Origin of the sequence: Streptomyces sp. V1I1, from assembly GCF_030817355.1 — a bacterium.
Lineage (GTDB): Bacteria > Actinomycetota > Actinomycetes > Streptomycetales > Streptomycetaceae > Streptomyces.
The window spans coordinates 8,212,067-8,230,515 of the sequence record NZ_JAUSZH010000001.1; the positions used below are offsets into that span (position 1 = coordinate 8,212,067).

Annotated in this window: 24 protein-coding genes and 1 pseudogene; 17 read left to right on the forward strand and 8 right to left on the reverse strand. The window is 68.8% G+C overall.

Going from position 1 to position 18,449, the window contains the following annotated elements:
• Window positions 1–170 precede the first annotated feature (170 nt).
• Both QFZ67_RS38420 and QFZ67_RS38425 read right to left on the reverse strand, forming a co-directional pair.
• Window positions 171–692 (reverse strand): hypothetical protein, encoded by a 522-nt coding sequence (locus QFZ67_RS38420; protein ID WP_307665636.1) that lies wholly within the window; start codon window positions 690–692, stop codon window positions 171–173.
• 969 nt (window positions 693–1,661) lie between these two features.
• Complete coding sequence (locus QFZ67_RS38425) at window positions 1,662–1,892, reverse strand: hypothetical protein (RefSeq protein WP_307665637.1); 231 nt, start codon at window positions 1,890–1,892, stop codon at window positions 1,662–1,664.
• Between the two features lie 202 nt (window positions 1,893–2,094).
• Here QFZ67_RS38425 and QFZ67_RS38430 point away from each other — a divergent pair, with 202 nt between their 5' ends.
• Window positions 2,095–3,201, forward strand: coding sequence for a hypothetical protein (locus tag QFZ67_RS38430; protein WP_307665638.1), 1,107 nt, complete (start codon window positions 2,095–2,097; stop codon window positions 3,199–3,201).
• A gap of 93 nt (window positions 3,202–3,294) precedes the next feature.
• Here QFZ67_RS38430 and QFZ67_RS38435 read toward each other — a convergent pair whose 3' ends face one another.
• On the reverse strand, window positions 3,295–4,014 hold the full coding sequence (locus tag QFZ67_RS38435) for a DsbA family protein (RefSeq protein WP_373430185.1): 720 nt from the start codon (window positions 4,012–4,014) through the stop codon (window positions 3,295–3,297).
• 332 nt (window positions 4,015–4,346) lie between these two features.
• Here QFZ67_RS38435 and QFZ67_RS38440 point away from each other — a divergent pair.
• Both QFZ67_RS38440 and QFZ67_RS38445 read left to right on the forward strand, forming a co-directional pair.
• A pseudogene (locus QFZ67_RS38440) lies at window positions 4,347–4,496 on the forward strand (helix-turn-helix domain-containing protein); the annotation flags it as partial.
• Window positions 4,497–4,610: 114 nt separating this feature from the next.
• Entirely contained in the window at window positions 4,611–5,117 is a 507-nt protein-coding gene (locus tag QFZ67_RS38445) for an IS630 family transposase (protein ID WP_307666119.1), read from the forward strand.
• A 39-nt stretch (window positions 5,118–5,156) separates the two neighbouring features.
• Here QFZ67_RS38445 and QFZ67_RS38450 read toward each other — a convergent pair whose 3' ends face one another.
• The 4 genes from QFZ67_RS38450 to QFZ67_RS38465 form a co-directional block, all read right to left on the reverse strand.
• Complete coding sequence (locus QFZ67_RS38450; RefSeq protein ID WP_307665639.1) at window positions 5,157–6,242, reverse strand: septum formation family protein; 1,086 nt, start codon at window positions 6,240–6,242, stop codon at window positions 5,157–5,159.
• Window positions 6,242–7,036, reverse strand: coding sequence for a serine/threonine-protein kinase (locus QFZ67_RS38455; RefSeq protein WP_307665640.1), 795 nt, complete (start codon window positions 7,034–7,036; stop codon window positions 6,242–6,244). The genes QFZ67_RS38450 and QFZ67_RS38455 overlap by 1 nt, the downstream gene beginning before the upstream one ends.
• Before the next feature lie 416 nt (window positions 7,037–7,452).
• Window positions 7,453–7,674, reverse strand: a complete 222-nt coding sequence (locus QFZ67_RS38460) for a hypothetical protein (protein WP_307665641.1) — start codon at window positions 7,672–7,674, stop codon at window positions 7,453–7,455.
• A 408-nt stretch (window positions 7,675–8,082) separates the two neighbouring features.
• On the reverse strand, window positions 8,083–8,910 hold the full coding sequence (locus tag QFZ67_RS38465; protein ID WP_307665642.1) for a hypothetical protein: 828 nt from the start codon (window positions 8,908–8,910) through the stop codon (window positions 8,083–8,085).
• A gap of 203 nt (window positions 8,911–9,113) precedes the next feature.
• Here QFZ67_RS38465 and QFZ67_RS38470 point away from each other — a divergent pair, with 203 nt between their 5' ends.
• A complete protein-coding gene (locus QFZ67_RS38470; RefSeq protein ID WP_373430264.1) occupies window positions 9,114–10,352 on the forward strand; it encodes an IS110 family transposase in 1,239 nt (412 codons plus the stop codon).
• A 1,165-nt stretch (window positions 10,353–11,517) separates the two neighbouring features.
• Here QFZ67_RS38470 and QFZ67_RS38475 read toward each other — a convergent pair.
• Window positions 11,518–11,784 carry a hypothetical protein gene (locus QFZ67_RS38475; RefSeq protein ID WP_307665644.1) on the reverse strand — a complete coding sequence of 89 codons (267 nt, stop codon included), beginning with the start codon at window positions 11,782–11,784 and terminating at the stop codon, window positions 11,518–11,520.
• A 990-nt stretch (window positions 11,785–12,774) separates the two neighbouring features.
• Here QFZ67_RS38475 and QFZ67_RS38480 point away from each other — a divergent pair.
• From QFZ67_RS38480 to QFZ67_RS38540, 13 genes are all read left to right on the forward strand, one after another.
• Window positions 12,775–13,047 carry a hypothetical protein gene (locus tag QFZ67_RS38480; RefSeq protein WP_307665645.1) on the forward strand — a complete coding sequence of 91 codons (273 nt, stop codon included), beginning with the start codon at window positions 12,775–12,777 and terminating at the stop codon, window positions 13,045–13,047.
• A 193-nt stretch (window positions 13,048–13,240) separates the two neighbouring features.
• Window positions 13,241–13,735 carry a hypothetical protein gene (locus QFZ67_RS38485; RefSeq protein ID WP_307665646.1) on the forward strand — a complete coding sequence of 165 codons (495 nt, stop codon included), beginning with the start codon at window positions 13,241–13,243 and terminating at the stop codon, window positions 13,733–13,735.
• Between the two features lie 121 nt (window positions 13,736–13,856).
• Window positions 13,857–14,075: a hypothetical protein gene (locus tag QFZ67_RS38490; protein WP_307665647.1), complete on the forward strand. Its 219-nt coding sequence runs from the start codon at window positions 13,857–13,859 to the stop codon at window positions 14,073–14,075.
• A 99-nt stretch (window positions 14,076–14,174) separates the two neighbouring features.
• Window positions 14,175–14,444, forward strand: coding sequence for a hypothetical protein (locus QFZ67_RS38495; RefSeq protein WP_307665648.1), 270 nt, complete (start codon window positions 14,175–14,177; stop codon window positions 14,442–14,444).
• A gap of 158 nt (window positions 14,445–14,602) precedes the next feature.
• On the forward strand, window positions 14,603–14,824 hold the full coding sequence (locus tag QFZ67_RS38500; protein ID WP_307665649.1) for a hypothetical protein: 222 nt from the start codon (window positions 14,603–14,605) through the stop codon (window positions 14,822–14,824).
• 31 nt (window positions 14,825–14,855) lie between these two features.
• Window positions 14,856–15,395 carry a hypothetical protein gene (locus tag QFZ67_RS38505; RefSeq protein ID WP_307665650.1) on the forward strand — a complete coding sequence of 180 codons (540 nt, stop codon included), beginning with the start codon at window positions 14,856–14,858 and terminating at the stop codon, window positions 15,393–15,395.
• A 126-nt stretch (window positions 15,396–15,521) separates the two neighbouring features.
• On the forward strand, window positions 15,522–16,235 hold the full coding sequence (locus tag QFZ67_RS38510) for a hypothetical protein (RefSeq protein WP_307665651.1): 714 nt from the start codon (window positions 15,522–15,524) through the stop codon (window positions 16,233–16,235).
• A complete protein-coding gene (locus tag QFZ67_RS38515; RefSeq protein WP_307665652.1) occupies window positions 16,235–16,507 on the forward strand; it encodes a hypothetical protein in 273 nt (90 codons plus the stop codon). The genes QFZ67_RS38510 and QFZ67_RS38515 overlap by 1 nt, the downstream gene beginning before the upstream one ends.
• Window positions 16,508–16,555: 48 nt before the next feature.
• Entirely contained in the window at window positions 16,556–16,840 is a 285-nt protein-coding gene (locus QFZ67_RS38520) for a hypothetical protein (protein ID WP_307665653.1), read from the forward strand.
• On the forward strand, window positions 16,837–17,316 hold the full coding sequence (locus QFZ67_RS38525; protein WP_307665654.1) for a hypothetical protein: 480 nt from the start codon (window positions 16,837–16,839) through the stop codon (window positions 17,314–17,316). Before QFZ67_RS38520 ends, QFZ67_RS38525 begins: the two co-directional genes overlap by 4 nt.
• Window positions 17,313–17,522 (forward strand): hypothetical protein, encoded by a 210-nt coding sequence (locus QFZ67_RS38530; RefSeq protein ID WP_307665655.1) that lies wholly within the window; start codon window positions 17,313–17,315, stop codon window positions 17,520–17,522. Before QFZ67_RS38525 ends, QFZ67_RS38530 begins: the two co-directional genes overlap by 4 nt.
• The gene (locus QFZ67_RS38535; RefSeq protein ID WP_307665656.1) at window positions 17,519–17,794 is read left to right on the forward strand and encodes a WhiB family transcriptional regulator; all 276 of its coding nucleotides are present in this window, start codon (window positions 17,519–17,521) and stop codon (window positions 17,792–17,794) included. The genes QFZ67_RS38530 and QFZ67_RS38535 overlap by 4 nt, the downstream gene beginning before the upstream one ends.
• A complete protein-coding gene (locus tag QFZ67_RS38540) occupies window positions 17,791–18,387 on the forward strand; it encodes a histone-like nucleoid-structuring protein Lsr2 (RefSeq protein ID WP_307665657.1) in 597 nt (198 codons plus the stop codon). The genes QFZ67_RS38535 and QFZ67_RS38540 overlap by 4 nt, the downstream gene beginning before the upstream one ends.
• Window positions 18,388–18,449: the final 62 nt, after the last annotated feature.

Consider the following 18,449-nt stretch of genomic DNA (forward strand, 5'->3'; position numbering starts at 1 on the left):
GTTGCGCAGCTGATCGGAGGCGAAGGCAAGAGGAGTGTCGAACCAGTCGTAGATGGTGATCTCGCCGCTACATTCGGAGTCGGGGACGATCAGGTCGTAGCGTTGCCACGCGCCGCCGTGCTTCGGCTTCACCTCGGTCCAGCTCGTGTACGTGTTTGTCGCGGAGGCCGTCACACCCATGCGACACCGCCATCTCGGCTCTCGCCGGGTGCGATGGCGCGGCGCATACCGAATGGTGTCTTCATGCCGTCCAGATGGCCGGCGCGGCTCATCAGCGGCAGGGTGATGCGGCGCACCGTGGTGGTCACCGCGTCCCACGGCGGTGTCCAGATGGACTCCTCGCGGCGGAACTCCCCCCACGTCGGACCGTGGCCGTGGTTGCGGTTGTAGGCGTCCACCCACGCGAGCGCCGGCTCCCGCCAGGCGGGATCGCTCACCAGCTGACTCGCGCGCCCCTGGGCTGAGGCGGTTCCGGTAAACCAGGAACGCCAGTCGGAGAAGGAGAACTCCGCAGTGAGCAGCTCAATGCCGCGCTCTGGGGCGATGTGGGGACACAGGCGGCATGCCACGGCGGCCGCGACGGCCTTACGTGTGCGTACGGCCCGGTCGACTGCCACCTCCGTGCTCCCTCGGGAGGGGACGGCGTGCGACTCCTGAACCTGGACGTGCCCGCGCACGTAGTCGGCGCTCATGACTTCATGGTCGGCACAGGCGGGGTGGAGCTTGCCGCATCCTCACCCGTTCGGCAGGCAGCAGCTCACCCCCGGACCACCAACTACTCAAGGATGCGCGAGAGCGGCATCGGCTTCGTGGAGACGGGCACCGCCAGGCATCCCGTGCAGTTTGCCACCTGGCTGGTGAGGACTTGACCACAGCGGTACGTACCCCGCCGCGCGCGCCGGCACTGGACGTGGCCGAGAGCGAACGTGCTGGCCAAACAGGCCCGGACCGGCCATGCCGTAGCGATGCCACCTGGTCGGGCCGCTGGCTCGCGTGCTTGGCCTCCTCTTGCGCACCGTTGCTCCGTGCCCATGCACGGAAGCTCTGCAGAAGTTCGTTGTTCTCTGCTCGCTGGGTCACCGTGGCGGTTGGGAGGTCCTGGGGTTTTGCTGCGACGCCGTCGAGGCATCCCTGCACCCAGGCGCCGCGGTCCGCCTCGGCTCTGGCACCAGCCTCCAGCGCCCGGCGGGTGTAGCCGCCCCACACGCTCTCGCGCACCGCGGCACCCTTTCCGGACGTGTCGTACACGGCCTTGCCCGCCGCATAGCCGGCCCGGCAGGCGATCACATGCGTCGGCTCGGTGACTCGCGGTGAGGGAGACCTCTCCGACGACGGCGCAGTCGGCCCAAAGGGGCGCTCCCACAGCCAGGATGCACGTACTCCGGATGAGTGCATTCATGATTCTCCCCTGTTCGACAGACATGTCTGTACGAGGAGAGCGCCTCGGCGTGCCGTTGGTTCAGTCAGTTCGTAGGCACGGCGCGGGCCAGCAGCTCAAGGTTCCCCTACGGGGCGGCGTGCGGCGCGGCCGCGAGCTCGAGTCCCCCGGGAACGTGCCCGGTTTCGCGCCCGCGCCAACTGTCTGCCGCGCTGCGGGACCTCCGCCCCTGCAGAGCGGGAGCTGGCGGTGACTTCCGCGCCGTTGTGGTTCGCCTCCGCAGTCAGCGCCGCATGCGCCAGGTGCCGTAGAGCCCGGCGACTGCCCCGATGATCACGGAGAAGCCGGCGTCCCCGACCGCGCGGTACACGCCTGCGCACACGGCCAGCAGGGCAACCAGGACCACCACGTCAAGTACCTGGTGCCGCGTCGGTTCCGGCGGCAGCGCCGACTCCCGGGAGGCGGGGGGCAGTTCGGGCTCGGGCCTGGGGGAGGTTGTGTCGATGTCAGCCATGCCTCCAGCAGACCGCCGCACACCGCCGGGCACCTAGTGATCTGTACGGCCCCGCATGGACCCGGACGCCGCAGGTCACCGGCCTACACGAAGCGGCGCATCGCTGAACGGCGCAGGGAGTTCAGGAACGTTCGGCGCATTCCGGGGACGTTCAGAGACCGGGTCCTCTAGCGTGGCATTTCGCAACAGGGAGTGTGATCCGGTGACATACAGCAATCCCCAGGTGGAGCCGGAGGACGCTGCCGCCATTGCCGCGTACGAGGAAGCGCTGCGCGAGTTCACCATGGAGCTGAACCGGCTCCACATCGCGTACGGCGCGCCGTCCTACGCCACCCTCGCCAAGGCATCCGTGCGGCCGAGGCTGACCAAGGCCGGCCTCAACGAGGTACTGTCCGGCAAGCGATTCCCCTCCCTGGAGGCGCTGCTTGAATTCGTCCGGGTGGTCAGCAACCCGCAGCCTCCCCTGCCGGATACCCCGGCCACCTCCCGGGCCCGCCCGGAGCTCGCGGACCAATGGCGCAGCCGGTGGCAGCACGTCAAGTTCCTGCAGCGGCAGGCCCACGCCCCGTGGAAGCGCCTGCGCGCCACCGTGCAGGACACACTCGACCAGGCCCTTGGGGAAGCCGAGGACGTCCGCGCAACTGCCCACGAGCAAGCCGCCCGCCTGCGCGCCGGCGCGGAAGCAGAGGCCGAGCGCCTGCGCACCACGGCCCAGCACGATGCCGATCAGCTGCTGCAGCGTGCGCAGGCGGAGGCCGAGCAGCTGCAGTTACAGGCACTGCAGGACGCCGAGGAGCTGCGCGCCTCCGCCCGCACAGACACTGACAGGACGTCGTCGCGGTGGGGCGTCGGCCCTATATCTCCTCGACGAGCGTGGCGCCCTCTGGTCGCGGTGGTAGCGGTCACCGGGGTGGGGCTGGCCCTCACGCTGGCTGCGGATTCCATCACCGGGCAGCTTTCCAGCTCCTGCCGGCCCACCCGCGCTCACACTGCCGCGCCGGTCATCCCTGAGGCCTCCCTCCAGCCCGGCGGGAGCACGCAACAGGTGGCAGTAGCCCACGAACCGCAGATGATCTTTCCCGGCCCGTCTTGGTCGGGCTGGCCCTCCCCCGACTGGTCCACGACGACCTGGTCCACACCGACCACGGCCACACCCTCGGAAGACCCTGCCCCCACTGGCAGTAGTTCTCCAACACCCAGCGCCTCGCAGACGCCCACTGATTCCGAAACCCACGCCCCGGCTGACGTATGCGCCCGTACCGGCCCGTCCGCGAGCCCGACGCGATCGCCTAGCCCATCCGCCTCGTGAGCCTGACGAAGAGCGATGAAGTGGTTGGCGAACGCGCGGTCTCCCAGCTGCATCGCAAGGGCGGCCCGGCTGCGGTGAAGGCTGGAGACAGAATCAGAAAGCTCGCGACCAACGCAACGGATCGCGGCGGATCTCCTTGATCAGCATACGGAACAGCGACCTGTCGAACAGGACTCCGTAAAACTCCTCGGACACCTGCGTTCCATTGATCACCGCGGCAGGTGTGCCAGGCACGCGGGCCCCCTCGTAGGCCTCCTCGGACGCCGCCACAAAGCTGCGGTACTTCATGGTCTTCACAGCGGAGTCGAATGAAGCGCTCCGAAGACCATTCACCTTGCCAGCCAGCTCCAGCAGGAAGGCATCCGTGTAGCCATCGACCGCCTCTTCCGGCTGGTTCTTGTACAGCACCGCGTGAAACTCGGCGAACATGCCCGCATCCAGCGCGGCCCGCAGAGCGTTGACGGCCTTCTTCGAGCCACTGCCGCCCAGCCGGTCGTCGAGGAAGGAGGCCAAGACATACTCGGTCTTCGCCTCGCGGCGCACCGTCATGGAGCGCACTTCCGGACCGGCACCGGTCAGCTCGAACTCCTCGCACGCCGGGCATCGCGGATCCTCGTAAAGCCGCACCGTCATCGGCGCGTCAGGATCTCCCACTGTGATGGTGGTGCCATCCACGCCGAGCTTTTCGGGCAGCTCCTCCAGGCCGGCGTAGGCGGCCACTGTCGGTGCGCTTCGTGCACCGCACCCCGCCGACGTCCATGCGACCGCACCGATCACCATCACGGACAGCAGCCGCTTTCCAAGCTGTTTCACCAGCATCCCTCCCCAGGTCAGGAGGACACTAGAGCATGCGTACGACACCGCCCTCCATCGACCGAGCACGCGGCTGAGGTCGAGCTGGGCCCGGCACATTTCGGCGGTGACCGATTGGTCCAAGGGCTACGCCGACTGCGACCGACAGCCGCACCCACCCGTACGCGCAGCTCCTCCGACACCTCGCCGACCCACTCGAACACGGCCGGACGGGTCGGCTGGCCCGTCCCGGGCGAGTCGATCAGCAGCAGCGCGCCGCTCGCGGACCTCCGGCCCGAGCACCGCCGACAGCAGCACCACCGGAGCACGCAGCGCACCCAACCACTCCATCGGTGCTGCGGGCCCGGATCGTGCTCGCGGCGGCGGACAGGCGGGCCAACGGTGCGATAGCCCTGGAGTTGGGGGTCAGTGTGAACACGGTGCGCAAGTGGCGGGGCCGGTTCGCCGCCGGCGGCCTGGACGGGCTGCGGGACGCCGAGCGGTCGGGAGGCCCAGGATCTACGGGCCTCACGTGCGGGTGGCGATCGTGGCCACGGGCACCAGCGCGCCGCCGCATCCGGAGGCGACCTGGTCGCACCGGACCATCGCCGCGCAGGTTGCGGGCACCTCGCTCGCGCCGGTATCCCGGGCGACCCGCCGCTCCTGGCAAGTCCGCCCGCCAGGAGTTCGAGTACCGGCGCCACGGCACCGCTTCCCTCGTTGCCGCCCTGGAGGTGACCGCCGGCGAAGTGCTCACCGAGGTGATCACTCGCAACGACGCGGCGACCTTCACCGCGTTCCTGGACCAGTTGGACCGGACCATCGCCCCCGACAAGGAGATCCACGTGGTGTTCGACAACGGCTCCTCCCACACCGCCAAGCACACCAAGGCATGGCTGGCCGCGCACCCGCGCTGGCACGTCCACTGGACCCCACCGCACGCCTCCTGGCTCAACCAGGCCGAGCTGTTCTTCTCCGCCCTGACCCGCCGGGTCCTGCGGCATGGCGACTTCGCCAGTCGCGACGACCTGATCAACAAGCTGGAGAGCTACGTGATCAAGCACAACGACACAGCCAAGCCCTACCGCTGGACCTACGAGGGCACCCCGCTCAAGGCAGCCTGATCAACGCCCCTCCACGAACTTGCGCGGAGCAGCACTAGCTCAGTCACCCGGTGTGCGCACAGCTGAGCCGGGCGGTAGCTTCTGGCCTTCCTCGGGCATTGCGAGCAGGCACATCACAAATCGGAACCCTTGGTTCCAGGTCTCCTCGGCATCGATCCACGCAAATAGGTCACGAGTAGAGCTCTTGTAGGACCCATACCGCCTCGCACACAGGTCGTGATAAACCGCATTCCCAGGATCGAACTTCACACTGTCGGGCGCCCTGACGTAGCCCAGGCCCTGCAGCTCATGCGGTTTGTTGCAGTCCACAAGCGTGAAGGCATAGTCGTGCTCTGCCCGTTTTTTAATGTCGACGCAGTCGCCGATTGAGCTGGTCTCGACGGAGATCGGGTCGCCGATCTTCCGGTAGTCAGTTACCGGGCCGCGGAAGCTGACGGTCTTGCCGAAGATCAGGCAGGCGGTGTTCCGCGCACCGTTGTCCCAGCCGGCTGCGCTGGGGACCAGTGCGAAGGACTGGACGTCGACCATCTTGCGCACCGTGTCCCGCAGCAGCCCCCTGCAGATGCCCTGGCCGTTAGTCCTCGCGTCGTCCAGAGACGTGGTTGCGTTCACATCCAGGACCTGGCCATCCGGGTTCGTCTTGCAGTCCACGACTTTCAGTGTGGGCAGATCTTTGAACCTTCCCGCAGGCCAGGAAGCATGGACACAGTCGCCAGGTCGGAGCTCGCGCATCAGCCCGACCTCGTCCCCGTACGGCAAGGCCGGGCTGGCCCTCGGAGCCCTGGTGTCCGGACCGCTGAGCAGTGTGGCCCCCGCCCAGATGCCACCGCCGATGAGCACCAGCACGGCGGCAATAACTGCCAGAACCCGGGCTGAAAGAATCTTGGATCGCCAGGGTTGCCGCGGTTGCGGCCCAGTCTTCGCGGCTGGGGCACCTTGTCCGGGCGGCGATACGGCGAGAGGCGGCCGCGAGGCCGAGGGCTCTTCCGGCTGCAACGGCGTTGTCTCCCCTGCCGGGACAGCTGACCCTTCCCTCTGGCGCGCCGCACGTGGCCCGGCGGCGAGCTCGGCAAGCTGGTGCATCGCCTCGTCGCCGCCCATCCGCTGGGCGGGGTCCTTGGCCATCAGGCCGGCCAGGATCGATTCCAGGTCTCCGGCCGGGTCGGCCGCGGGGGCTCCTCGAAGAGCAATGCCGTCAGCGTTTCAAAGGGCGTGGGCCGGTCGAAGGGCCCGCTCCCCTCCACCGCGTAGTACAAAGTTGCTCCGAGCGAAAACAGGTCAGAAGCCGGACTCGGCGGCACCCCGCGGGCACGCTCCGGCGCCAGAAACCCCGGGGTTCCGACAATCCCGGACGACCCGGTCAGCCGTGTCTCGCCGGACTCCGGCTGCAGCGAGATGCCATAGTCGGCGAGCAACACCTGCCCGCCCTCTCCGCCGCCTGAGATCTGTGGGCCAGGCTCGGTGAGGAGGATGTTGGCCGGCTTGACGTCCCGGTGCAGGATCCCGGCTCGATGGCCCGCCATCAACGCGTCAAGCACGGCCAGACCGGTACGCGCCGTCTCCGCGGGTGACAGCGGCCCGTGCTCGCGCACCACCTCGGCGAGATCCCTAGCCCCGGGCACGAACCCCATCACGATCCAGGGCAGGCCACTCTCCTCGACAACATCGTGAACAGTGGCGACGTGTGGATGGCTGCGCAGTCGGGCAGCATGCCGGGCCTCGACCCGAGCACGGGCGATCCGGGCACTCAACTCCTCCTCTGGAACCCCGACGGGAAGAGTGAGCTCCTTGAGCGCCACTTCGCACTCGAGTTTCTGGTCGTAGGCGAGCCATACCCGCCCCATCCCTCCGGCCCCGAGCCTGCGCAGCAGCCGGTACCGCCCCGCTACCAGGCGTTCGGCATCCTTGCCCTCCGCCATGGCAGACCTCCACAACGCCCGACACCCAAACCATATGAACTCTGGGCAGAAACTATAAATAGGGGGAGCCTGTGAAGATCGACTACACGCGGCCCACCAGCCGAACGGTGTGACTAAGTGGTCGAGGTTGGAAGTTCTTCGAGGGTTGATCATCTGGCTGGCGCGGCGGAGGATTCTTCCTGGTGATCGGTGGTGTGCCGGTCGAGTCTGGCCAGCAGATCGTCCAGGTCGGAGATGGTGACCTTCCACTGAACGGCTGTGCCGTGGCGTTGTAGCGGTCTTCGAATGCTCGGCCGATCCCGGACCTCGCTGAGGTCCGTGAAGTCGTTGGGCGAGACGACCTTGTGTTGGACGATCGAGAACGTGCACGGGGGTGTGGACCATGGCAGCGTTCGGAAACGCCCTGGTGAGGCGATCTATGGCCTTCTTCCCTCGGTGGGAGGAGCCGTTGTCGACATCCAGAAGACGCATTTGGCACTGGCGTAGGGCTCGGTGGTCATGTCCTGGGTGACCAAGTTCATGAAGGGGACGATGCCGGTCTTGGGTTCGCAGCGGCCGAAGACACGGGCGCGATGGACGTCGTAGGCGGCCAGGTAGGCCAACGCGCCGCCGCGGTTGTATTCGTGGTTGACGCGCATCGCCCGGAGCCCGCCCGGGTGCCGGGTCGGGTGGCAGCGGCAGCGCGCCTGGACGGAGGTCTTCTCGTCCGCGGAGAGCGCCTCGGTATGTCGTTGGTTCAGCCAGGTCGCGGGCTCGGCGCGGGCAAGCAGCTCAAGGATCCCCTACGGGGCGGCGTGCGGCGCGGCCGCGAGCTCGTGGCCCCGGGAACGTGCCCGGTTTCGCCCCGCGCCAACTGTCTGCCGCACTGCGGGAGCTCCGCCCTGCAGAGCGGGAGCTGGCGGTGACTTCCGCGCCGTTGTGGGTCGCCTCCGCAGTCAGCGCCGGATGCGCCAACGTCCGGCTGTACGAGACAGGTCAGGTCCTCCTGCTGGGCAGCGGAGGCGATGGACGGATCTCGGTGTTCTTGAACATTGGCGGTGGAGGCTTCAGGGACTGGCGGTGCCGGTGACTTCCGTCGGTAGGGGGCGCGGGTAGGCGGCCGGAGTGGTCGCGGGTAGCGGGATCTCGTCCAGGCGGAGGTGCTGCTGGCCGTCCGAGGTCGGTAGGAGGAAGCGGAGATCGCGATCGTCGTCCACTTCCTGCGGTGCGTCACCGACAGCCCGCAGCAATGCCCGCGGCCGTGGATAGGGTGCCTGGCGGGCACGGCCAATGACTTCGGGTATGCGCAGCGCCTGGAGCATGAGCGAGGCGAGATTGACGCCGGCGCGGTAGTGCCGGTGAGCGTTCTGGATGATCCAGGGCTGGCCGTCGATGACATCGGCCACGCTGAGATGCGAGAGCGTATACAGCATCATGATCTCGCCGCGCTGCACCGCCAGCCGAGTCCCGGGCGGCAGGAGCTGTCCTGGCCGGAATTCTTCGGTGGAGGCGACGGAGCGCCCGACCAGCGGGCCCCCGCCCTGCTCACGGACCTTTTCGAACTGCTCCACCGTGGCGTCGACGTGGCGGCCGGAGTCGGGCAGCAGCAGGATGCAGTGGCCGTCGAAGACGGTGCCGTCGTCGTTCCAAGACGGTTCCGGAGTGCCGTGCAGCACGCTGTTGCCGTTGGCTTCGCGGACGACCAAGTCGGCCAGCGCGAGTTCAGAGCGGATCCCGAACTGCCCGTAGGCGTACTTCAAGGTAAGGCAACTATCTACGCAGATGTTGGCCGGAGCTCCAACCTCGTCCGCTATCCCTGCCCAGAGGTTCGGCAGCAGCAGTTCCACGAGAGCGTCGGGGGATGCGTGTTCCATGACGCGGGCGGTCATCGTCATGTCCCCATTACCTTCTTGGTGGCCCTGCAATGGGGCGCCCGGCCTCCGTAGTTGGCATGACTTTGTCCCCCTGTTGAACGTATGGCCTGGGGGGTGGTGTCACCGGCTCCGGAGGCATCGACAGACCGCTGATTAGGGGCATGACCACCGGCTTCTTCGCAGGTCGGGAGGCTCTTCGTAATGTGGATGTGGCGATCGGTGCCATGGGATGGCCGGGCGGGAACGATCAGAGGACGCACGTGATCGACGTCAGCGATATCGGCGCCTTCCTCGGCTTGGACGTCGGTAAGGGCGAACACCACGCCACCGCCATCACTCCGGCCGGGAAGAAGGCGTTCGACAAGCGGTTACCCAACAGCGAACCCAAGCTCCGTGAGGTCTTCGGCAAGCTGCAGGCCAAGCACGGGACCGTGCTCGTCGTGGTCGACCAGCCGGCCTCCATCGGGGCCCTGCCGCTGGCGGTAGCAAGGGACATGGGCTGCCCGGTCGCGTATCTGCCGGGCTTGTCGATGCGGCGGATCGCCGATCTCTATCCCGGTGAGGCCAAGACCGATGCCCGTGACGCCTTCGTCATCGCGGACGCGGCCCGCGTCATGCCTCACACGCTCCGTTCGGTCGAGCTCGAAGACGAAACCGTCGCCGAGCTGGAGATGATCGTCGGGTTCGACGACGACCTGGCCGGTGAAGCCACCCGCGTCTCCAACCGCCTGCGAGGCCTGCTCACGCAGATCCATCCGCACCTGGAGCGTGTCCTCGGCCCGCGCATCCAGCACCCGGCCGTGCTCACGCTGCTGGAGCGGTTCGGCTCGCCGGCCCAGATCCGCAAGGCCGGGCGGCGACAACTGATCAGCTTGATGCGGCCAAAGGCACCGCGGATGGCCGAGCGCCTGGTCGAAGACATCTTCACCGCGCTCGACGAACAGACCGTGGTCGTTCCCGGCACGGACGCAGCAGCGTTGATCGTCCCGAGCCTCGCTGGTTCGCTGACCGCCGTCCTTGACCAGCGCAAAGTGCTGGCCGGACGGATCGAGGAACTACTGGAGGCCCACCCTCTTTCGAAGGTTCTGACCTCGATGCCGGGGATCGGCGTCAGGACCGGAGCGAGGATCCTCATCGACGTCGGCGACGGCAGCAGTTTCCCTTCCGCCGCCCACCTCGCCGCCTACGCGGGCCTCGCCCCGGCGACCCGGAGTTCGGGTTCATCGATCCGCGGTGAACAACCATCCCGCCGCGGAAACAAGCAGCTCAAACGCGCCTTCTTCCTGTCCGCATTCGCGGCCCTGGCCGACCCGACCTCAAGGACCTACTACGACAAGAAGATCAGCCAGGGCAAGCACCACACCCAAGCCCTCCTCTGCCTCGCACGTCGCAGAGCCGACGTGCTCTTCGCGATGCTCCGCGACGGCACCTTCTACGAACCCCAGCCCGCCCCATCAGCTTGACCAAACCCATAGGGGCACCCCCCGCATCGTGTACTGGCCAGCGTGAGGACCGGTGAACGATGAGGAGCGGGGCGCCGATTCCGGCGTGCGTCGAATGACCCGCTGTTGCGACTTGCGTTGCTTCCTGCCCCGTGACTTGGCCATACAGAGGAGCCTAAAGATGGCTCTTTCCCCGCGACAGGGCGCCAATTGCGCCAGTGCTCACGCCAGCCCCTCCTCAACCGCTGCCGAAAATCATCGCAAAGCCACGACCCTGACCACCCGCTTGATCAGATCGAAAGGCTCGGAAACGGGCACCTACGCCGAGGACGGCAAGGTGCAACAGCGTGTCGTCCTGCGGGGACAACCCGGTCTGAACGCCGAGCAGCGTCCAGGAGCGTGAGGGGGAGTCATACACTTCAGCTCGGTAGAGGAGTACAGCGGGGAGGGCCGACTCTGCTTGCGGTGGCATGTAAAGGACTAGAAAACCCCCTCTGACGTCGCAGGTCAGCAAGAGTCCTCTCCGCGCGAGCGGAGGTGAGCCGTCGTTCCGGATCCTGCCCGGGGTCCGCCTGAAGTCCTCTCCGCGCGAGCGGAGGTGAACCGCTCGACGGCGGCAGCACCGCGGCCAATGACTGGTCCTCTCCGCCCGAGCGCACAGTAGGAACGCACCGCGGCGGCCAAGTCTGTCCTCTCCGCGCGAGCGGAGGCAGCGCGGCCTCCGCCAGGCCGACGGCTCGCTGCTGCTGGGAGCCCCCTCCCGCGCACGCAGCGCGAGAGGGGGCCTTGTGTCCGTCAGCGAAGAGAGCGAGTAGCCCAGTGCCCGCGTCGGCCAGTCTCCTCCGCGAGCGGAGGTGAGCCGGACGCGTACGCCCCGGTCTGGACCGCGACGCTGTCTTCTCCGCGCAAGCGGAGGTGAACCGTCCTCGGCGTGACGCGCGACTACATCCTCAAGCGTCCTCTCCGCGCGAGCGGAGGTGAGCCTGCATTGGCACGGCCCGGCGGCTGCGGATCAGGGCATCACGGTCAACAAGCACGGCCCGTCAAGAGCATGAAGCGCGAACCGGAGGACCCCGCTGCTTCCATCACCCGGCTCTAGCCCATACCTGAACCGCTCCTGTTGGCCACTGGCCACGGCGGGCACGCCCAGGAGCAGCGAGCAGGTGCCGCTTCGGCTTTAGGGCGGTCATTTCGCCCTCCAGGCGGAGGCCGGCCACTCGTACGGGTCGAAGGTGTCCGGCAGCTTCCCGCACGGGGCGTAGATGCTGACGGCGAGGGTGCCGGTGGGCTCGTACCAGTCCATGTCCAGCATGTCGCCGGTGTCCGGGTGCTCGAACCGGAAACCCATGTCGGCGATGTTCTCGCTGGTGAGCTTCCATCCCTCCTGTTCCAGCCGCCGACGCGGTCCTGTCCGGCGCGGGCAGTGCCCCTCGGGACGTCCGTCACCCGCCATTTGAGGCCGAAACGGCGCACGTCACGGCGGGCTTCGTCGATGTGGGCGATGGACCCTCAGCCCGCAGTAGTGCAGGCGCCGTCTCCACGGAAGAGCTCACATCGGACCGACGGGCAGGCCCACTTCGTCGTAGACGCGGCAGGTAGTTGTCGGTCGTCCAAGAATTGTCGGCGGGGGCGAGCACGGCCTTGATCGCCGCCTTGAGCGCGGCGGCCCGACGCTCGGGCGAACTGCCCCTTCATCTACCTCGCGCAGGATCCCGCGCACACCCTTCGAATCGTTTGGCAGAAACTCCCCGTCGCCTGCCCAATGTGCGCCACCGACATCGGCTTACCCTCGCCTGTGACCCGGCCGCCGACGACACCGTCCAGGCCCTCTGCCAAGTACACCGCCACGTACGCCAAACGCAGGGCCAAGGCCCGGATCAAGCGGGCGGTGCGCTCACCGGTCCGCAAGGCGAAGAGGAAGGCACTGAGCATTGCCTTTACGCCGGTCGCGGCCGTGATCCGGGTGGCGTGGGTTCTTCAGTCCGGCGGCGTGCCCGAGGCGGCTGCGAAAGGCATGGGGAGGCGCGCGAAGGCCGGGCCGGGGATGGAGATCCCCTCGTACGCCAAGTACCGCCAGGTGTACACGGGATCCCGGCGCCGAAGCGCGGCCCGCGCTGCCTGGTGTGCGAGGACTCGGGCCGCATTACCGCACCGGGCGTCAGCATCCGCTGGACCGAATGCGCTGGACCCGCCGCGGCCGCGTCGGCCGCAGCCGAACGGAAGGCCGAACGTGCCCGCAGCGGCACGGCCTGCGCGCCGCACCAGACCCGGGCCGCGGGGCCAGTGCCAACCCAGGACGGTAGGTGACTGACCCTCACCTGCGACAACAAAGAATCCGCACTCCATTTATGTATACTCTTAAAATGCATAATTCAATTCCGCATTATGGAATGTTGCAGGAGCACGCCCCACCTGCACCCACTGAGACACCAGAGGAGCAGCAGTGACACAGGTCATGACAAACCAGCAGAACGACACCACGACCACCTGGCCCGAAGGCGTCACCGCCCGATACGCCAACCTCGCTGGCGCCACCATCAACATTCACCGCGACGGGACCCGCGTGCAACGGATGCCCCGCCGCGGAACAGACGTACCGCCTCCAGATCCCCGGCGAGGACACACCGGCTACGAGCCGCACCGCGCCCTCACCTCCGCGCAGACGTGGGCCCAGGGACACGCCGAAGGCTGCCGCGCCCTTCCCCGCCCGGCCTGAGCCGCCCCGGGGTGGCCGCCAGGTCACCAACTCAGCCGGCCGCCCCGGGCCTTCCAACCCTGCACCGCCCACCACACGTTGAGGAGCACCACGTGGCCCAGATCCTCGCCCCGGCCGAGCAGTACCTTCCCGGCATCGGCACCAGGCGCTCGGCCGCGCTCCGGCGCACCACCGTCCGCGTCCTGACCGCCTCGTGCAGTTCAGCGACTACCCCTTCAGCGCGGCCGCCCTGGCCATGCCCATCCTGTGGGCCTTCCGCACCGGCCCCGGATGGCTCACCAGCGCCAACGAGTGGACCCTCCTGGCGTACGGAGTCCTCCTGTACGGCGCCAACCACATCGTCAACAACATCACCGAAACATCCAACGACCTGATTGACCCGGACCGCTGGGACGGCGACGTGGCATACGAGATGGCCAAGGACCTCGCCCAACTGCGCGCCGACATCGACCTAGGCGCCGACATCGACGACGTCCTGGACAGTCTCCGATCCAGCGGTCTGATCCCCGAACTCGCGGCCACCACCAGCGCCCTCACCGACCGATACGCCGCACGCGGCGACCAGGAAGAGAGCTGGAAGCTGCGCACGGCCGAGCAATACCTCCGCACCGCCGACCAGACCATCGGCTACCACAATGCGCTGGACGCACTGGAGGCCGGCGGCACCTGCCGTCCCCACCCGCAGTAGCTACGCCCCGGGGGCGGCGCCAGGTCGCCAAACTCAGCCACCGCCCCCGGGCCTCCCAACCCGCTCCAACCGGAGCAGGGGGCCCGGAACCATCGTCCCTCATCCCCGCGAGGAGCCCGACATGACCCCCCGACCCGACGCCGAGACCGTCGACAAGCTCAAGGCCGCCGTACTCGCCGCGAAGAAGGAGCGCGACGAGACCGTAGCCGCGGCCGAGAAGAAGCTCTGGCAGACCATCGGCAAGCTCGGCAACGCCTACCACGGCGCCAAGACCGACATCGCCGAGGCACTCGGCCTCACCCGCGACGCCGTCTTGAAGCAGGTCAAGAAGCACAGCTAGACCTCCACCACCCCCGGGCCGGCCGCCAGGTCGCCAACCACTCAGCCGGCCGCCCCGGGGCTTCCAACTCGCCCACATCGCAGACAGGTAGGCCCTGCCATGCCCGCATCCGCGACCATGACCGCCCCGCGGACCTTCCGGTCCGAAGCGGCCCTCGCCGCCGCGGTCGACGCAGCCTTCGCCGAAGAACTGGCCGCCGCCCTCGCCGATCCTGCCCCTGACCGGCCGTCGATCGTCCTGCCGGACGCCGAGACCCTCATCCGCCAGGCCGCCATCGCCACCGGTCCCTGCCCGCCCGACCCCCGAGAGCCCTCGGGCGGCGACCAACTCCTCACGAAGGCCTCGGTCTTCACCCTCCGGGCCGCCTGAGCTCATCCGCCTCTGGCACTTCGCCGCCACCCCCAGCACACCCACCAGTCCCGAGCCCGCCCCTCAGCCGGCGCCCGCACCGGCCTGGCCGTCACCCCGCTGACTTCCTTGAGGCCACGTCCGACCACATCAAGACCCGCGGCTGGACGCAGCACGTCATGGAGTCCCAGCGCTGCGGCGTGTGCATGCTCGGCGCCCAGCTGTCCCTCATCCGCTGCTGCATCGGCACCCGCACCACCGTCGCCGAAGCCAACAGCCACCTGCTCGCCGTCACCGGCGCCCGCTCGGTGCCCCGCTGGAACGACCGGCTCGCCCGCACCGAAGCCCAGGTCCACGACGTGCTCCTGGCCGCCGCGGCCCGCGCCCTCACCGCCCGCTGACCGCCGACACCGTTCAGGAAGGACGTCCGCCGTGGTCACCATCACCGAAGAGCGCGGCGCATTGCGCCAGCGCGCCCTGGCCAAGCACGCCCGCACCGTCGCGGCCGACGCCGAGCGGCTGGTCTGCTCCCGCTTCGGCCACCTGCCCCCGGTCGAGGTCGTGTTGACCGGCGACTCCAACCACTTGGCGAAGGTCGCCTCGCAGGCTGAGCTCGACCTGGTCCCCGGAGTGCCGGCCCTCACCAAGGTGCTCGGTATGCGCAAGGCCCGCCGCAACGCCCGCGGCGTGTACGGCGTGACCGTGTTGACCGAGCCCGGCGTCCTGGTCGTCGTCAATCTCACCAAGGCGGCCACCATGAAGGAAGTGAACGAGGTCCTTGTCCACGAGCTCACCCATGGCCACCAGCTCGGCGACCCGGACTCCCGCGAGCAGCAGCTCGCGTACATGCGGCACGAGTTCGGAGTCGCCAAGCTGCGCCGCCGCGAGGTCAGGCAGATCGAAGCCCTCATCGAGCGCCGCGAGGACCAAGCGCGCCACGCCGAATCCCTCGCCTCCCGCCTCCCCGCCTGACAGGCGGAAAGGGCCACCGCTGATCTGCCCACCCGGCCGTGACGTCCGGTCCGCAGCCCACCGGCCCGGACGACGCGGGGGACCGGACAGCCCGGCACCCCACCCCGACGAGAGACGGAGTCATCCGTGACCTCTTCCACCACCACGACGACCAACGCGGCCGCCGCGCCGGCGGAGCCCGACTGGCTCGCCGACATCCGCGGCCGCGCCCAGACCGCCACCGACGACCCGCTCCACGTCACCGACTGCGAGGGCGACCTGTCCATCTGGCGCCAGTCCGCCCTCACCCACGTCATCCGCAACGACCAAGGCGAGATCACCGGCTGGTCCACCCCGCCCAGCTACAAGGTCACCGACCACGTCATCGAGATCAGCCTGGACACCTGGGACCCGGGCGAGGACCCGCTGGACGACCAGCGCTGCTCCGACATCCGCGGCCTGGTGAACGCCCGCGACCGGGACGTGCCGCGCCTGCTCGCGCATATCGACCAGTTCCAGCAGCGCCTGGAGTACGCCGAGGCTGCGCTGCCCGGCATCACGCACCTGGTCCCCGGCCAGCCGGTGAAGGTCACCGTCTACCGCGCCGAGCACAGCGAGGACATGGAGCCCCTCGGCCTCTACACCAACCGCGGCGCCGCCCGCGCCCACGGCGAGGCCATGGCCGCGCACGACAACAAGCAGGCCGGCCTCACCCCCTGCTGGATCCCCGACGACGGCGACCCCTTCTCGGTTGAAGAGCTGTCGGTGTTCGGACCCGGCGAGGACGACGAGGACGCCACCGGCTACGTCGTCGTACCCGTCACCGTCACCTCCGCGTACGAACCGGAGGCCGAAGAGTGATGCGGTACCTCACCGTGTGGGAGATCGACGTCCCCATGAAGCACCGCGAAGACGCCGCCCGCCAGGGCGTGCATGTCTTCACCGGCCTCGCCGAGAACGGCAGCGACGCCATCGCCGCCGCCGTGCGCGCCTGCGAGATCGCCCAGCTGCACGCCATCTCCGGCCAGCCGATCCCCGCCGGCACCAGCCGCGTCGACTGGTCCGCCCGCGGACTGCGGCCCGACTGGGAGCTGCTGTGGGACCGCGCCGAGAAGAAGCAGATCGTCCTTTGACTACGCCCCGGGGCGGCCGCACAAGGCCTGAGAAACCGCCGGCCGCCCATGCACGCCCTGACCGCCCGGCCGAAGCCGCAGCAGCGCACCGCCGCCGCCATCATGCGCGCCATCGCCCGCCGCAGCCCCCACCTGCACACCACCCCTGAGCCCGTCTGCGAGCGCGAGGAGTGCTTCGTCGCATGGGCCGGCGAAGAAGCCGACTGCTGGAACTGCGGCATGCCCGCCACCCTTCGCAGCAACCGGCGCGGCTCCGCCCTCCAGCGGCTCCTGGCCGTTGTCGACTCCGGCGCCGTCCGTTCCGCGGGCCACCGGAAGGCGGCCGCAGCATGAGCATGCTCGCCTTCCTCGAAGAGCAGATCGGTGGCCAGGCGCTGGGTGACCACCTCACCGCCGCCGTCAACGACCTCACCGAGCGCGAGCAGATCACCCGCGCCGAGGCCTACCAGCGGATCACCGAGCTGGCCGACGCCGGCGACCCGGCCGTCATTGCTGCCACCCGCCAGACCTGGGTACGCCGCGCGGACGTCGACCCCGAAGAAGCCCCCGTCCGGCGGCTGTACGTCCTGGAGCGCACCGACACCGGCGTCTTCGTCGCGTACGTCGACATCGACGCAGCCGCCGACTCCGAGGACGACGGTTACGCCTGCGCTCTCCCCGACAAGGACCTGGAGCTCAACGACCACTCAGAAGGCGCCGAGTTCGGCGTGGACCTGCTGGAGCTGTACGAGCTCGAGGACTGGGAGCCCTTCGAGTTCCTGCTGCCCACTGTCGGCGCCCTCGACAACGAGGGGGAGCGGAAGTCGTGAACACCGCACCGCCCCGTACTGCCGTCACCTCCTGCCGCCGGTGCGCCGGCCGCCCGGCCACCGTGCTGGAGACCTTCTCCGCCAGCAGGCACGACAACACCCTCATCGCCGACCAGAGCGCCGGCGAGCTCGGCGGCGACGCCCACACCTACGCCGACCGCAACGGCGACATGCACGTGGTCCGCCCGAGCGGAGCGACGTCGTGAGCGCCCGCCTCGCCCCGTTCCTGCAGTTCACCGGCGCCGAGCCCTGCCAGGCCCCGGACACCGACCCCGACTGGTGGACCAGCGACGACACGAATGACCGAGCCGCTGCCCAACTGGCCTGCCTGCGCTGCCCGAACCGCGAGGCCTGCCTGGCCTGGGCCATCGACCACCCGACCGACGCCGGCGACGCCATCTGGGCCGCCACCACCCGCAACCGGTGCTTCAAACTGCGCCGCGAATTCACCACCACCGCCCCGGAGGAGCCGAAGTGAACGACGCCGACCGCGCCACCATCGTTGACCGCCTCAAGCGTGGCTGCAGCGCCGCCAGCATCCACGCCGAACTGCCCGACGTGTCCGTGGGCGAGATCGCCGCCATCGCCGAGACCGAGGGACTGACCAAGGCCCACACCAAGGCCGGAGCCTCCCCGATCTCGGACATCGACCCACAGCTGGCGCGCGCACTGGCCGCCCTGGCCTGGGGCGAGAACAGCCACACCGCCCGCATCCGCAATCTGGCGGCCCGCACCCGCGCCGGCCTGACCGAGCTGCAGCAGCTGCAGCGCGACGCCTCCGCGATCGAGGCGGCCGAACAGGAAGTCGCCGCGGCGACCCAGACCCTGACCAAGGCACAGGCCAAACTGCGGCACCTGAAGAACGGCGGCAAGGCAACGAAGCCGGCCACAACCCCTGCAGGCGGCCAGTCGATGGACGACAAGCGCCAGCGTGATGAGATCCGGGCTTGGGCACGCGCCCAGGGGATGGCCGTCTCCCAGGTCGGCTCCATCTCCAAGGACGTCATGGACGCCTGGAACAACCGGAACAGCAAAACGGTGACCGTCCCCGCCCAACGCCAGGCCGGGTAACCGATGGCCGTCTTACCCGTCGGCGCGGAAGGCGGCCAGCCGCTCACCGGTACGGGACGGGT

Coding starts and splice junctions, on each gene's coding strand:
- QFZ67_RS38420 (WP_307665636.1), bottom strand. CDS start 692: ATGAGCGCCGACTACGTGCGCGGGCACGTCCAGGTTCAGGAGTCGCAC.
- QFZ67_RS38425 (WP_307665637.1), bottom strand. CDS start 1,892: ATGGCTGACATCGACACAACCTCCCCCAGGCCCGAGCCCGAACTGCCC.
- QFZ67_RS38450 (WP_307665639.1), bottom strand. CDS start 6,242: ATGGCCAAGGACCCCGCCCAGCGGATGGGCGGCGACGAGGCGATGCAC.
- QFZ67_RS38455 (WP_307665640.1), bottom strand. CDS start 7,036: ATGGCGGAGGGCAAGGATGCCGAACGCCTGGTAGCGGGGCGGTACCGG.
- QFZ67_RS38460 (WP_307665641.1), bottom strand. CDS start 7,674: ATGCGCGTCAACCACGAATACAACCGCGGCGGCGCGTTGGCCTACCTG.
- QFZ67_RS38465 (WP_307665642.1), bottom strand. CDS start 8,910: ATGACGATGACCGCCCGCGTCATGGAACACGCATCCCCCGACGCTCTC.
- QFZ67_RS38470 (WP_373430264.1), top strand. CDS start 9,114: ATGGGATGGCCGGGCGGGAACGATCAGAGGACGCACGTGATCGACGTC.
- QFZ67_RS38475 (WP_307665644.1), bottom strand. CDS start 11,784: ATGGCGGGTGACGGACGTCCCGAGGGGCACTGCCCGCGCCGGACAGGA.
- QFZ67_RS38490 (WP_307665647.1), top strand. CDS start 13,857: ATGACCCCCCGACCCGACGCCGAGACCGTCGACAAGCTCAAGGCCGCC.
- QFZ67_RS38495 (WP_307665648.1), top strand. CDS start 14,175: ATGCCCGCATCCGCGACCATGACCGCCCCGCGGACCTTCCGGTCCGAA.
- QFZ67_RS38500 (WP_307665649.1), top strand. CDS start 14,603: ATGGAGTCCCAGCGCTGCGGCGTGTGCATGCTCGGCGCCCAGCTGTCC.
- QFZ67_RS38515 (WP_307665652.1), top strand. CDS start 16,235: ATGCGGTACCTCACCGTGTGGGAGATCGACGTCCCCATGAAGCACCGC.
- QFZ67_RS38520 (WP_307665653.1), top strand. CDS start 16,556: ATGCACGCCCTGACCGCCCGGCCGAAGCCGCAGCAGCGCACCGCCGCC.
- QFZ67_RS38525 (WP_307665654.1), top strand. CDS start 16,837: ATGAGCATGCTCGCCTTCCTCGAAGAGCAGATCGGTGGCCAGGCGCTG.